The organism is Streptomyces sp. NPDC059002, from assembly GCF_042740435.1.
In the GTDB taxonomy this organism is placed as follows: domain Bacteria; phylum Actinomycetota; class Actinomycetes; order Streptomycetales; family Streptomycetaceae; genus Streptomyces.
Genome location: NZ_JBHYJI010000001.1, coordinates 292,289 through 306,080 on the forward strand (window position 1 = coordinate 292,289; position 13,792 = coordinate 306,080).

General features: G+C 71.3%; 7 protein-coding genes. 2 read left to right on the plus strand and 5 right to left on the minus strand.

Annotation, left to right across the window (positions count from 1 at the left end; translation table 11 throughout):
* Positions 1-19: 19 nt before the first annotated feature.
* The 3 genes from ACFWZ2_RS01215 to ACFWZ2_RS01225 all read right to left on the minus strand — a co-directional run bounded on the left by ACFWZ2_RS01215 (position 20) and on the right by ACFWZ2_RS01225 (position 9,114).
* Positions 20-2,344 (minus strand): hypothetical protein, encoded by a 2,325-nt coding sequence (locus ACFWZ2_RS01215; protein ID WP_384539934.1) that lies wholly within the window; start codon positions 2,342-2,344, stop codon positions 20-22.
* Positions 2,341-8,205, minus strand: a complete 5,865-nt coding sequence (locus ACFWZ2_RS01220; protein ID WP_384539936.1) for a DEAD/DEAH box helicase — start codon at positions 8,203-8,205, stop codon at positions 2,341-2,343. The genes ACFWZ2_RS01215 and ACFWZ2_RS01220 overlap by 4 nt, the downstream gene beginning before the upstream one ends.
* A 339-nt stretch (positions 8,206-8,544) precedes the next feature.
* A complete protein-coding gene (locus ACFWZ2_RS01225) occupies positions 8,545-9,114 on the minus strand; it encodes a TetR/AcrR family transcriptional regulator (RefSeq protein ID WP_384540352.1) in 570 nt (189 codons plus the stop codon).
* Between the two features lie 247 nt (positions 9,115-9,361).
* Here ACFWZ2_RS01225 and ACFWZ2_RS01230 point away from each other — a divergent pair, with 247 nt between their 5' ends.
* Positions 9,362-10,636 (plus strand): MFS transporter, encoded by a 1,275-nt coding sequence (locus tag ACFWZ2_RS01230; RefSeq protein ID WP_384539938.1) that lies wholly within the window; start codon positions 9,362-9,364, stop codon positions 10,634-10,636.
* On the opposite strand, the gene ACFWZ2_RS01235 is transcribed toward ACFWZ2_RS01230, so the two are convergent.
* Positions 10,574-11,113, minus strand: a complete 540-nt coding sequence (locus ACFWZ2_RS01235) for a hypothetical protein (protein WP_384539941.1) — start codon at positions 11,111-11,113, stop codon at positions 10,574-10,576. The genes ACFWZ2_RS01230 and ACFWZ2_RS01235 overlap by 63 nt on opposite strands.
* A gap of 194 nt (positions 11,114-11,307) precedes the next feature.
* Positions 11,308-12,441 carry an MFS transporter gene (locus tag ACFWZ2_RS01240; RefSeq protein ID WP_384540355.1) on the minus strand — a complete coding sequence of 378 codons (1,134 nt, stop codon included), beginning with the start codon at positions 12,439-12,441 and terminating at the stop codon, positions 11,308-11,310.
* 573 nt (positions 12,442-13,014) lie between these two features.
* Here ACFWZ2_RS01240 and ACFWZ2_RS01245 point away from each other — a divergent pair.
* On the plus strand, positions 13,015-13,761 hold the full coding sequence (locus ACFWZ2_RS01245; RefSeq protein ID WP_384539944.1) for an AraC family transcriptional regulator: 747 nt from the start codon (positions 13,015-13,017) through the stop codon (positions 13,759-13,761).
* Positions 13,762-13,792: the final 31 nt, after the last annotated feature.

Here is a 13,792-nt window from a genome sequence, read left to right on the forward strand (position 1 = left end):
AGAAGGGGGGTGGGTGGCCTCAGCGGCTGCGGGTGTGCTGGCTGACGAAGGTGTAGCCACGCGGCAGTTCCCAGCCGTCGGCCTTGCCGAGCCTGCGGCAGTGCTCACGGAATGCGGCGCGTTGCCCGTCACTGGGCGTACTCCCCTGCGGAAGCCGCCGGAGGAATCCATGAACATGGTGTTCGACAGTCGGCCCGGTGGAGCAGGATGCCGGGGCAGGACCGTGAGGGGACGGCTCGCGCGGCACGACGACGGGTCTCGGGTCGTAACCGATCAAGGAGATCTCCTCCTCGCCCGGGTTCGCCGGGTGATGCGGGCGTCCGGCGGCGTCCCTGCTGCCGATCGCCCGGTAGAGACTCCCGCTGACGAGGAGTTCCTCCGCGGCGGCCTGGAGCGCCTCGGCCGCCGCGACCGTCGGCTCCTTGCCGTAAGCGGCGGCAGGCAGCACCGACCGGTCGAGGAGCGCATGGCCGTCGGGAGAGAGCAGGCCGCAGCGGCGCACGGTCCGCATCACCAGCCGACGGGCGTCGAGGCCAAGCGCGGAGTCCTCGGTGCGGCTGCTGCCGGGGCCGCCTTCCCTGGTCAGGACCGTCGCGTCGTAGCGGTACTCGATCGTCCGCTCGTCCACCGCGACGGGGCTCTCCAGCAGGGTCGTGGTGGTGCGGATCACGCGCCCGCCGCGCGGCCACTGCAAGTGGAGTTCGAGCCCGGGGAAGAAGTCGAGCGGCCATTCGACGTCCACCAGCCGTCCGGACCCGTCGCCGAATTCGACGCGTGTGTCCTGCATCGCTTCGGCGTCGTCCAACTCCCCTTGGGGGTGCGTGAGTTCCAGCCGGACACTGATGCCGGGGCCGCCGAGTCCGCGCAGCTCATCGGCGATCAGCGCACGCAGCGGCAGATAGCCGTCCATGATGTGCGCCAGTCTCAACGGCATGCGCCACGCGACTTCACTGTCGTCGATGCGCAGCAACTGTCCCGCGCCGAGATCGGCATCGTCGTCAAGCGGGGCGTCGATCGGTATGGAGGGTGGTTCTTCCTCCGGCGTCTCCGCCTCGGGGGGCGGTTCCTCGGCAGGGACCGTGACCGGAGCACTCGGCCCCAGCGAATCGCGCCAGCCGCGTCCACCGGCAAGGAGTGGGTCGCATCCGGTCTCGGCGTCACCGGGGTTGCGGGACCGCCATATCCCGCCGCTCTCCGCGGCATCGTCAAGGCTGACACGGGTGCCGTCCTCGAAGAGGCCGTTCGTGCTCTCACCTTGGATCATGTCCGCGATGGCCAGATTCGCAGCGCACACGGCCGCCGGATAGGCGACTCCTTGGAGCAGCGGGGAACTGCTCGGGAATGCGCGCAGCAGCGGGCCCACCGCGGTGTACGCGGTGACGGCCTCCTGCAGGGCGAAGCGCCGCCGGGCCGCCGGCCGCGCGGCGCGCTGCAGGGCGCTCCCGATCACGGCCATGTCCGCTCTTCCGAGCGGCCCCTCGTCCTTCCACCGCGCGGCCAAGTCGGCACGGGTCACCGCGTACGGCCCCCACATGCGCAAGGCATCACTCGATGCGAGCACACGGCCGACGACGTCGAGCAGACGGGACAGCGCGTCGCGCAGTACCTCGCCGTCCGGACTGCCGGCGACGTCGACCAGCGATATGGGCACCAGCGGGCTGAACAGCTGGGAGCGTGCGCTGGTCAACAAGTAGGCGGCGTAGGCCTGTACGTCGTCCCACGCCGCCGCCTCACGGGACGCGTAGCAGGCGTCGACCAGGAGATGACCGCTCTGGTTGATCCACCGCTCGCGTGATCGGAGCCGCTGGAGTTGAGCCGGGCTCGGGCTCAGGGCCTTGCCGAAGACGCCGAGATCGGGGACGAGCAGCTCACGGCGTATCGGAGTGTCGGCGTCGCACGGCTTTCCGGGGCCTTCCGCACCTGCCGGGGCGCCCGACACCCAGCCGGGCACATCGCCGAGCGAGCCGACCGCGTCGTGCCGCCCCTCTTTGTAGACCACCTCCGCGAACAGCGGGTGCGACCCACTGGCGATGCGCACCATCGCTCCGACCGGAATGGCCGGCACGCGCTCGTCGAGCGTGACGACGGGGAAGGTGTCGGGGTCCAGCGGGCTGTCGCCGTAGCCCACTCCCCCGAGGCCGTAGCCGAAGTAGGCGGAATTGAACGCGACAGCGATGTGTACCGCACCATGGCGTGCGGCGACGAGCGCTTCCAGGTAGCGGCGCAATCGGTCGAGTTCGTCGGGCGGCGTGGCATCGTAGCCGCGGGCCATGGCCGGGGTGAGGAGCGGCTCATCGGTGTAGGGCCGCCACACCGCGGATGGTGCCACTGAGGTCGTTGTCACTCGGCATCCTCTCCTTCACCTGATCCCCGTGCCGCCCCCGCACCCGCGCGCCGGTGTCCCACGTGCCACCGCCCGTCTGCCGTCGCCGATACGGCGCCCGCCTCGGCCAGCCGCGACAGGCTCTTCTCCACATCGGCGTACGGCAGGTCGATGCGCCCTCCGAAGAAGGTGCTTTCCCGCAGCCTGCGCGGCAGCTTGATCATGCGCTTCTGCTGGGCGTGATACGACGACTCGTCCCCCCGCAGCGCATGCCAGAGGGCGCGTGGGTGCACGCCTTGGGGCATGAGCCGGGCGAGGCGGTACACCTGGTGGTCGAGTCGCTGGGCGCGGACGGCGCTGTCTGCGCTGCCGCCTCGGCGCACGGCCGCGCTCTCGAACGCCTGGGCCACGACCGGGCGCCTTTCCTTCCTGGGCCAGTCCGGCTTGGTCCAGCAGACCGAGCAGCGGCAGCGTGCGTTGCCACAGCATCCCTCGGGAAGCCCCACCACACCGAAGTAGTCGGCGAACTTCCGCTGGGCACAGGTCGTTCCGTCGGCGAAGAAGTCCCTGAGGAGGCCGAGTTCCTCCGCCGCGCGGGAACTGCGGCGCGCGAGCAGGGGCAGGAACCCACCGGGCAGTCGGGGCTGTTGTACGCGCAGGCCCGTGACGAGGCGGCGGCTCGGCGCGGCGGAGACATCGAGGATTCCGCGGTCGTGCAGATCGGCGAGGAGTTCCCAGGTACCTGCGGGCCCGTCCGCGAAGTCCCGGTAGGTGTCACAGGACTCCGCCAGATGAGAATCCAGCCGGTCGACACCGACCCTGGATCGGTCGGACAGAGCCAGAACGGTGTCGACGACGGTCCGTTCCACCGCTTCACCGTCGCTCGCCGGCGCGGGGGATCCGCCGTGCAGCATGCTTCCCGGCTTGATCGTGCAGTACGGCGGGTAGTCGCCCAGGTCCGCAACGGCTCCCAGGTCGGCGAGTGCGCTGAAGGCGCGCATCACCCCGGTGCGATAGCGGTCCACGGTGTGGCTGCTGCGCAGTTCGCTCTCGTCGAGAACTCCCGAAGCCGCGTCCTCTTCCATCAGCTTCTCGGCCACCGCCGCAGCATCAAGGCTCCCGCGCTTTCCCAGTACGGCACTGCCCATGCGGCGCAGCAGCGTTGGGGAGAGATCGCTTCCCGTCATGAACTGAACGGTGCGCAGGCCGCGGCTCGTCGCCAGGGCGAGAGCGGCGTTGGCCGTACCGTCCGGCTCTGCACCGCGCCCCGCACCGTCACGTCCCGCACGGCCTATCTGCTGGTACAGCGCGGCGAGGTCGGTGGGCGGCGAGACGCAGAACACGGTCCGGATGTCGGGACGGTTGACCCCGAGGCCGAAAGCCGATGTGGCGACGGTGATGAGTGGAGCGAACCCCTCCTCGCCCTCTCGGGGAGCGTCCCTGAATTCGGTCATGACGGCAGCCTTCTCGACTTCGGTGAGCCGCCCATGGAACCGGAGGACACGCGCCCCTGTTTCACCGACGTACTCCCGCAAGTGCGCATGGAGGGCGTTCACTTCTTTGACCGTGAGGCAGTAGAAGATCGCGTGCCCCTGGAGAGCGTCCACGACCCGTTCGGCGAGCCCGGCGACGCCTGCTGGACCCGGCTGGTTCAACGCTCGTCGAAATATGGCGATTTCGGGGCGGATGGGGTTCTCGCGAACGGTGACGAGCCCACCCCGTGCGTCCGGTCGCGCTGCTTCCTCCTTCTCCTGGGCCGATCCGGCCTCAGGCGGCTCGGGCGCGAGGCCGAACACGCTCTCGCGCAGCGCGGCGTGCACCGAGCGGTTGGCCGTCGCCGTCACGGCCGTGACCGGGAGGCCGAACTCCTCGCGCAGCTCCGCGAAGTACCGCCCGAGGCGGCGCATGCTGGGACGGAAGTCCTCCCACTGAGCGACCGTGTGCGCCTCGTCCACCGCGATGCGCGTCACCCGTCCTTCCGCCACGGCCGTGCGCACCAGCTCCCTGAAGCGCCGCTGGCACAGGCGTTCCGGGCTGACGTACACGAGCCTGATGCCGTGGTCCGCACGCGCCAAGAGCTGCTCGGCGATCTCGGTCTTGCCCGCCCTGCTGCTGGACTCCCTCAGCGGCGAGATCACCGCACGCACGGCGCCGCCTATGGAGCGGTTGAGTTCGAGCGCCTGATCATGCATGAGGGCGACCAGCGGGCTGACCACGATGGTGACACCGGGCATGACGAGAGCGGGGAGTTGGAAGGTGTAGCTCTTGCCGAAACCGGTGGGCAGCAGCCCGAGGACATTGCGTCCCTCGACAACGGCTTCGATCACGGCCCGTTGGGCGGGCTTCAGCGTCACCGGCTCGTCGGAGAGTCCGAGCAGGCCTCCCACCATCGCCGAGCGCTCCAGGACGGTGGCGGTGAGACGGCCCTCCTTCCGCAGCCTCACGACCTCGTCCGGGGTGAGCGCCAGCTTGCGGATGCGCCGCGTGTGCGGCAGGAGGGTATGCCGCTCCAGGGCTTCGGCCGAGCACAGTTCGGCGGCCCGCTCCTGTGGCAACAGCCCCTCACGGACCATGAATTCCCAGATGCGGCGCCATCCGTCCGCCATGGTCACCACGTTTCCGCCGCCTGCCTCCCCGGTGTCGGGGTCCGGCCGCAGCATGCCTTCGTCGAGGCTGCCGAGGAACGTGCGGCGATAGGCACGACGCAGACTGGTCTGCCCGGCAAGTTTGCGGTCGCTCACGACGACGACCCCCCGATGCCGGTCGGAGCGGATCAGTCGCCCAACGGCCTGGCGGAGTTGAAGAGCGGCAAGCGGGAGGTAGTACCCCTCGGTGGCGGCGCCCTCGGGGTCCTGGTGCCCGGCACGCTCCGCCCGTTCCCGGACGGCTGCTCGACGGGCCTCGACGACCGGCGCGGCGAACGGCGCGAACGGGAGCTTGTTGATCCACACGATGCGCAGACGCCGCTCGTCGGCGACATCGACGCCCTGCCACAGCCCTTTCGTGCCGACCAGGAATCCGCCGCCGGTATGGCGGTCGGTGAATTCCGCGACCGCACGGCCGTTGCCCCGTACGAGCGCACTGACGACGGGGGCTGTCGAAGCCCGGGCCCGCAGCTCCCGTTCCAGCAGCTCACCGATTCCCGCCGCCGTGGACCGGGCCGTGGTGAGCACCATGGCTCCCCCGTCGTGCCCGCATCCGTCGTCCCGGTCGTGTGACATCTCCTGTGCGAAGCCGGCCAGTTGGTGTGCGACGGTGCGCATGGCGCCCTCTTCCTGTTCGGCCCAGGAAGGGAAGTCGGCGAAACAGACCAGTTCGGCCTGGCCCGCCAGGTCGAACGGCGAGGGCAGGTCGAGCACCGGGATGTCCGCAGGCAGGCCAAGACGGTCGCGCACGAAGGACCAGTCGCCCGCGACCCGCAGGGTTGCCGAGACATAGTGGACTCGGGTGAAGGACGCGAGGTAGCGCCGCCATTCAAGGTGGGCCGGCAGGTCTATGGGGCTCGACGCGATGCGGAACCGGTAGGAGCGGAGCCCTGGTTCGGGCTCGGCGAGCTCTTCGAGGAACACCACCTGGGAAGGGGCCCCGTCATCGGCCGCTTCGTCGAACGTGTCAGCGGGGTTCATCAGCGCATCGATGTCCGCGGTGATCCTGTCCACGGCAGACGACACATCAGCGGCACGTCTGCCGAGACCGGCCACCCGCTCGAGGGTGAGTGCGTCGAGCGTCGCGGTGTGCACCGCGGCATACCTGTCGAGACTCGCGGCGGCCGCACCGGCAGCCCGCGCGACGCGCACCAACAGCGCCTTCATCTCCCGCACTTCCGCGGTACCGGAGGTGCCTGCGTACGGGCTGGCAAGGACCGCGGTGCGGCTCCCCACGCGTACGCCGACGCCCTTGGCCCGGGCGTCGAATGCACGTGCCGCAAGACGTGGCAGACGTTCGTCGTCGAACAGCTCGTCCAGTTCCGTGATGGCTCGCTGCGCCCGGTCCCGGTCCTCTCCGGCGCGTGCGTCGGCGAGCCAGACATGGCACTCGGAGAGCAGGTCCTCCAAGTCCCGGTAGTCGGCGGCGACCGTCAGGGCGGAGGTGGCGGCGTTCTCCAGCTCGTGCGCCTCGTCCACGACGAGCAGCGTGTCCGGCCCGAGGGCTCGCAGGTCGTCCAGGTGGGCGAGGACGAGCGCGTGGTTGGTGACGACCAGGCGGTGTCCCGCGATGGCTTCCCCGACCGTGTCCGTGTGCGCTGCCAGTGGGGTGTCTGCCGCCCGGTGGTACTCGCCGTCGCGCTGCGACAGGGCCTCGAGCCACAACGGCAGTGCGCGGCCCACGTATTCGGAGAAGAACCCGGGAAGGTCCACGGGGTCGACCGACCGGGCGATCCACGATTGCGGGGCGTCCTTCGACGCCCGCAATCTGAGCAGCACATAGACAGCGAGCTCACGGAAACGGGTCAGGCCCACGAAGCGCACACGTCCACGGGCGGAAGCCCTTGCCCGAGCTGCCTGGGCCGCCTGAGCGCCCTCGGCCAGCAGCGCCGTCAGCGCGGCCAGCGAGAGCCGGTTGGTCCGGCCCTTGACGAGGTCGGCGACGTCGAGCAAGCCGGGCAGTGCCCGTTCCAGATCCTTGAGGTCCTTCGCCATCTGGCTCTGCAGCTGCTTGGTGTAGGTGGCGATGACGGCCGTACGTCCGGAGTCGGCGGCGAGCCAGTCGAGTGCCGCCGCCAGCACCGCATAGCTCTTGCCGGTTCCCGTCGGGGCCTCCAGCAACCCCGCCGTGCCCAGATCGCTCCACGCGTGCAGGGCCGCCGCCATGCGCTGCTGCGCCGGCCTGGGCTCGGCCTGAACGCCGTGCACCACAGCGGCCAGTGCTGCGGGGTCCACCCTGCCATCGGCACCGCGGAGCCTGTCGGGGATGCCGACGCCGCCCCGTCCGGCGCCCGCCCGGCCGCCCTCGCGTCGTGGCGTGTGATGCGCCAGCTCCCCCTCGACCAGACGGGCCACCCGCTGCTGGTCCCATCCCCCCGCACGCTCGCCCTGCGCGGATCGCCCCGCGAGCTCGAAGAGCAAGCGCCAGCCCGGCGAGTCGGCGCAGACCGCGGCCACCATGTCCACCAACTCGGCGTCCCAGCCCGCGAGTTTGCCGGCTGCCGCCTCCAGCACCCCGGCCAGGAGCTCCGCGTCGTCCAATGCCGTGTGTGCCCGCAGCCCGCGCCTGGTGACGCCTTCGGCCTCGCCGAGCGCATGGAGTCGGTGCGAACCGGCAACAGGCCAGACGGCATGGGTGAGATACAGCGCGTCGACCAGGGCACATCCATCGAAGGGATCGTCCGCGCCGGCCGTCTCGGCGGCCGTACGCGCGAGCGGGAAGTCCAGCCCCGTGCCGTTGTGGGCGACCACGACGTCGGCTCCCGCGAGGTACCGCGCGAACTCCGTCCACGCCTGCCCGGGGGCCACGCCCTCGTCGATGACGTGTCGCCGTGCGGTCGCGTCCCTGATCTCGTCCTCCGGGCAGCCCGGCCGGACGTACCGTTCCCATCGGGGCTGCTCCGCGCACCACTTGGGGTCCGTGCCGAACCTCACCGCCGCGATGTGGTAGACGTGCCGCTCCACGTATGGTTCGGCCAGCACGGTGTGCACGACGCTTTCGAGGTCGATGGCGATCGCCCGCATCCCCTGCCGGGTCTCCGTGGCGACCGGCTCGTCGGCGGGTTCCGCCGTCTCGACGGAGGGGACGCGGATCCGCCCGCCGGACTCCGTGAGCAGCCCGGCGTCCAGCGCCTGCGCCACGAGTTTCACCAGTCGGGCCTCGGGCAGCCTGGCGTACCGAGCCTGCGCTGCCGTCAACAGCGCCGGGCGCTCCAACCCGTCGGGGTATTCCTGCACCAGCTCCAGAATTTTCCGGGTCGCGACTGGTATTCGCGCAGACTCGTCCAAGATTGCTTCCTCTACCGCTTGGGTCGCACACCCCTCACACGGAGTAATCTCCCCAGGCTATGCCTAGGCCCACAAGGGGGGATACGCATCGGACATATTTCCTGAGTCCCTATGCGCCATCGGGTCGCAAAGGTCCCTATTCCACGGGACCAAAGGCACGTTCCGCGCTTGCGGCGCAACGGCTCCGCGATGCGGCTCAGCACCTGCGCCGCCATGACCACCGACCGCACACCGCAGTCGCACGGCGCGACGTGATCACGCGGCTGAAACAGGTCGCTCACGTCCGCCTCACTCGGGACGCAGCAGCTCCCGCAGCAACTCCTCGAACTCCTCAGCCGTAGGCGCCTCCCCCGCGAGCAGCCCCTGCAGGAGCAGGCCGTCGTATGCGTGTGTGAAGAGCTTGACGCGCACGGGGTCGTCGGTGAGGCGGCGGGCGAAGGCGGCGAGGGCGTTCTTCCAGCGGCGGGTCGCGGTGCGCTGTTCCGGGCGGCGTACGGCGAGGAGGCACATCTCGAACTCGGCGAGCAGATGGCCGGGGGCGGTGAGCAGGTCCGCCATCTGGACGGAGAGGGCGCGGATCCGGTCGACGTCGTCGCCGGGGGCCTCGGCGAGCTGCTCGATGCGGGCGGAGTCCTCTTCCATGCAGCTGGTCAGCGCCGCGGTCAGCAGGGCGTCGATGCCGTCGAAGTAGTACGTCGTGGCGGTGGTGGGCAGCCCCGCCTCCTTGGCGACGGTGCGGTGGGTGACGCCCGCCGCGCCGTCGCGCGCGATCACGCGCACGGTGGCCTCGATCAGCGCGCGGCGACGGAGTTCGCCCTTGGCCCTGCGCCCGTCGGTGCTCGCGGCGGTGCTGTTCAGTGTCGTTCTCCCCGGCCTGCGTGGTTCTGCGGATCTGCGTGGCTCTTCGGATCTGCGTGGCTCTTCAGACCCGTGTGGTTCTCGGATCTGTGCACCGACGGTACCGCGACGGGCGTGCGGGGCCCCACGCCCTGTGCGGTCCGCGTGATAGAAAGTGGAACGTACGTCCCACTTGTTTTCCGTGCGGCGCGCCGGGCTCCCGCATGCCCGCGCGCCCGGAAAACCGATCCCGGAAACAGGTCACGCCATGCCAAGTCCCTACCGCGAGATCTTCTCCGCCCCCGGCGCCAAGGCGTTCAGCGGCGCGGGCCTCGTGGCCCGCCTCCCCCTGCCCCTCACCCACATGGGCATCCTGACGATGCTCTCCGAGACGACCGGCGAGTACGCCCTGTCCGGCCTGGTCGCGGGCACCTTCACCTTCTCCATGGCCCTGCTCGGACCGCAGGTCTCGCGCGCCGTCGACCGGCACGGGCAGAGCCGTGTGCTGCCGGTCGCCACCGGCGTCAGCGTCATCGGGCTCGCGGCGCTGCTGCTCTGCGCCACCACCGGCGCACCGACCTGGACGCTGTTCCTCTGCGCGCTGCTCGCCGGTCTCATGCCCAGCATGGGCGCGATGGTCAGGGCCCGCTGGACCGAGCTGTACCGGGGCACGCCCCGGCTCAACACGGCGTACTCCATGGAATCCGTCGTCGACGAACTGACCTACGTCATCAGTCCCGCGCTCGCCGTCGTCCTGTCCACGGCGCTCTTCCCGCAGGCCGCGCCCCTCGTCGCGGGCGTCCTGCTGATCGTCGGAGTCGCGCTGTTCGTCCCGCAGAAGCGCACCGAACCACGCGTCCTGCCCCGCGCCGAGCAGCCGTCGGGCGGCTCCTCGTCGGTCATCTGGTCACCACCCGTACTGCTCCTCGCGCTCACCCTGCTGTTCGGCGGCGCGATCCCCGGCATGGTCGACACGATGGGGCTCGCCTTCGCCGAACGGCAGGGCGACAAGGCCCTGTCCGGCCTCGTCTTCGCGGTGTACGCGGTCGGCTCCGGCATCTCGGGACTGCTCTTCGGCGCCCGCGCCCTGAGCGTGCCGCTGCCCCGCCTGCTGCTCATCGGCATCAGCGGCACCGCCCTTTCGACCCTGCCCTTCCTGTGGGTGGACAGCGTCGCGGGGATGGTGGCCGTGGTGTTCGTGGCCGGTGTCTTCTTCGCGCCGACCATGGTGGTGATCATGGGGATCGTGGAGCGTACGACTCCTGAGCACCGCCTCACCGAGGCCATGACCTGGATGATCGCGGGCCTGCAGAGCGGGATCGCGATCGGCGCCGCGGTCACGGGCATCGTGTACGACTCGTTCGGCACCACGGCCGGATTCTCGGTCGGGATCGGCGCCGGGGGCCTGGCGGTCCTCCTCGCGCTGTGCGCCCTGCCGATGCTGCGCCGCCGCATCAACAGGGCCTCCAGGACCGCCGCTTCATCGGCGACGGCCCCGGAGGCCGTGGCGGCTCAGCCCCTGAGCGGGCCCTCGCAGCTGTAGTCGGCGGTGCCCGCGCGGCCGTTGGACCAGATGTCCACCTTGCCGAACGAGCAGTTCATGTCGGCCAGGTTGCTGTCGCCGCCCGCGGCCCGCGGCCCGTTCGAGCAGGAAGTAGTCCAGGGTCTCGGACATGTCCTTGAAGACGGCGTCCGGGTTGCCCGCCGCGCCGAGGTTCGCGGTGATCCGGCCGGTGCAGGTGTACCGCGGCCGCTCCGGCGCCCCGTTGGACGTGCACGTGGGCGTGCTGCTGGTCGTCGCGGTGAAGGAGGCGCGCACCTGGTCGGCCGTGGTGTCGCGCAGCTCGCCCACCGGCACGTACCGCGTGTCCGGCACGAAGAGGTCGTCGACGTGCGCGATCTGCCGGTCGAGGAAGGCGTCGTACGCGCTCTGCAGCCCGCCGTCCCCGCCGTCCCTGCCGAGCCGGTCGCGCCAGGCGTCGAAGCCCGCCGGGTCGTTCGCGCGGAGCAGTCCGTACATCTCCTTGTTCGTAACTGGGACACCTGGGGCTCCTGAGGGGAGGCGAGTGGCGTGGCGCATCGGTCAACTCGCGTACATGTGGGGATAGTTGCTGAGATGCCACCATGTCATGTGATGCGTAACGTAGTAATGTGAAATTGCACTGACAACCCCTCTGCGCGCACGGACCGAACCGGGGTGCGCCGCTCCGGAACTCAGGAGGAGCGGGCGGCCTCGCCTTCCGCTCCCGGCTCGCGCAGGGTGCGCAGGAGCAGCCAGCCGAGCGCGGGCAGTCCGATCAGCGGCGCGAGGGCCGTCCGCAGATCCGTCGCGTCGGCGAGGGCGCCGACCAGCGGGCTCGCGAGGCCGCCGATGCTGACGGTGAGCCCCAGGGTGACGCCGCTCGCGGTGCCCATCCTGCGCGGCAAGTAGTCCTGGCCCAGGGTGATGTGCAGGGAGAAGGGAACGTACAGACCGGCCGACGCGAGGGCGACGAACACGTAGAGCGGCGGGCCCGGGACGAGGACGACCCCGGCGACGGCGAGGACGGTCAGGGCGTACGACCACTGGACGACGGGGACGCGGCCGTACCGGGCGGCGAGCTTGCCACCGGCGACGGTGCCGACGGCGCCGCCGATGTAGAGCACGAACAGCGCGGCCGTACCCGCGACTTCACCGCCGCCGGTGCGTTCGCGCACGTACAGCGAGATGAACGTGCTGAGCCCGATGAAGACGATCGAGCGGCAGACGACGGCGCCCGACAGCTTCACGAAGGAAGCCCAGTCGTCGCGGGCCACGGGCTGTTCCGTACGGGTGGGTGCGCCCGCCGTCGCGGGATCCTTGAGCCCCCGCAGCGCGGCCACGCACAGCGCCGCCCCTGCGAGGGCGGGCACGACCAGGAGCGGGGAAGCGCCGAGGCCGCCCGTCGCGATGACGCCGGACACCAGCAGGGGCGCGGCCGCGAAGCCGAGATTGCCGCCGAGGGAGAACCAGCTCATGGCGGTGTGACTCCCCCCGCTCGCCGCCCGCGCCACCCGCGCCGCCTCCGGGTGATACGCCGCGACCCCCATCCCGGACAGCGCGACGACCACGAGGGTGAACACCCGGTCCTCACCGACCCCGGCGAGCGCGACCCCCGCCCCGCCCACCAACGTGCTGACCGGCAACAGCCACGGCATCGCCCACTTGTCCGTGAGCGCACCGAACAACGGCTGCACCACAGACGACAACAACGACGCGGCCAGCACGACGGCCGACGCCGCGGCATACGTATAGGCCCGCTCCGAAACAAAGAACGGCACCAACGCGGCAACCGCCCCTTGATAGACGTCGACGCAGGCGTGACCCAGGGAGAGGAGGGAGAGGGAACGGGGGCGGCGGGGACGGCGACGTGGGGTGTGGGGGCGCGGGACGGGGGCGGGGTGGGGCGGGGGCGCGGCGTGGTCCGGGGGCGCGGTCTGCTCTGCGGGCGCGGCCTGAGCCGAGGGCCCACCCTGAGCCGAGGGCCCACCCTGAGCCGAGGGCCCACCCTGAGCCGAGGGCTCACCCTGAGCCGGGGGTCCGCCCTGAGCCGGGGGTCCGCCCTGAGCCGCGGGCGCGACCTGGCCCGAAGTCCCCGCCTGGTCCACAGGCGCGGTCCGCCCCGCAGGCGCGCCCCGGTCCGCGGCTCCCGTCCGATGCACGGGCACGCCCCGGCCCGAGGGCACGCCCGGCCCCGAAGGCACAGCCTGATCCGCGGCCCCGGCCCGCCCCACGGGCTCGCTCCGCCCCGGAGGCACAGCCTGCCCCCCGGGCCCAACCCGCCCCCCAGGTCCAACCCGCCCCGAAGACGCCGCCCACCCCGAAGTTGAAGTCCGATTCTCTGGCATCGCCCCATCGTCGCCACGCACCGCCCTGGCGCGCTTCCGATAAAGTGCCAACTCATGCCGGAGATCCGCCATACCCCCGAGGCACCCACCCGTACCCAGGCGCTGGCGCCCGGGGAGCGGATCGACGCGCATCGTCACGACGACCACCAGATCGTCTACGCGGGCTCCGGCGTCCTGGCCGTCACCACCGACGCGGGCACCTGGTTCGCGCCCGGCACCCGGGCCATCTGGGTGCCCGCGGGCTGCGTGCACGCGCACCGTGCGCACGGGCACCTCGATCTGCATCTGCTCGGCCTGCCCGCCGACACGAACCCGCTCGGCCTGGCCGCCCCCACCGTCCTCGCCGTCGCCCCGCTGCTGCGCGAGCTGATCCTCGCGTACACCCGGGGCCCGCACGAGGACACCCCGGAACGGCTGCGGCTGCGCGCGGTCCTCCTCGACCAGCTGCGCGCCTCGCCGCAGCAGCCCGTCCAGTTGCCCACACCCACCGACCCCCGGCTCGCGGCCGTCTGCGACCTGCTGCACCGCGACCCCGCGGAGCCGCGCGGGCTCGCCGCCCTCGCGGCCGACGCGGGGGCGGGCGAGCGCACTCTCAGCCGGCTCTTCCGCCGCGAGCTGGGCATGACGTTCCCGCAGTGGCGCACCCAACTGCGCCTGTACCACGCCCTGCGCATGCTGGCCGACGGCATGCCGGTCACGGCGGTCGCCCACCGCTGCGGCTGGTCGTCCACCAGCGCGTTCATCGACGTCTTCCGCCGCGCCTTCGGCTACACCCCGGGCACGCACAACCGCCGCGACTGATCACCCCGCGCGAACTCCCCCGGCCACGGAC

Excerpts from the sequence above, each read along its gene's own strand:
- ACFWZ2_RS01245 (WP_384539944.1), top strand. The coding sequence starts at position 13,015 with ATGCCGGAGATCCGCCATACCCCCGAGGCACCCACCCGTACCCAGGCG.
- ACFWZ2_RS01235 (WP_384539941.1), bottom strand. The coding sequence starts at position 11,113 with ATGTACGGACTGCTCCGCGCGAACGACCCGGCGGGCTTCGACGCCTGG.
- ACFWZ2_RS01230 (WP_384539938.1), top strand. The coding sequence starts at position 9,362 with ATGCCAAGTCCCTACCGCGAGATCTTCTCCGCCCCCGGCGCCAAGGCG.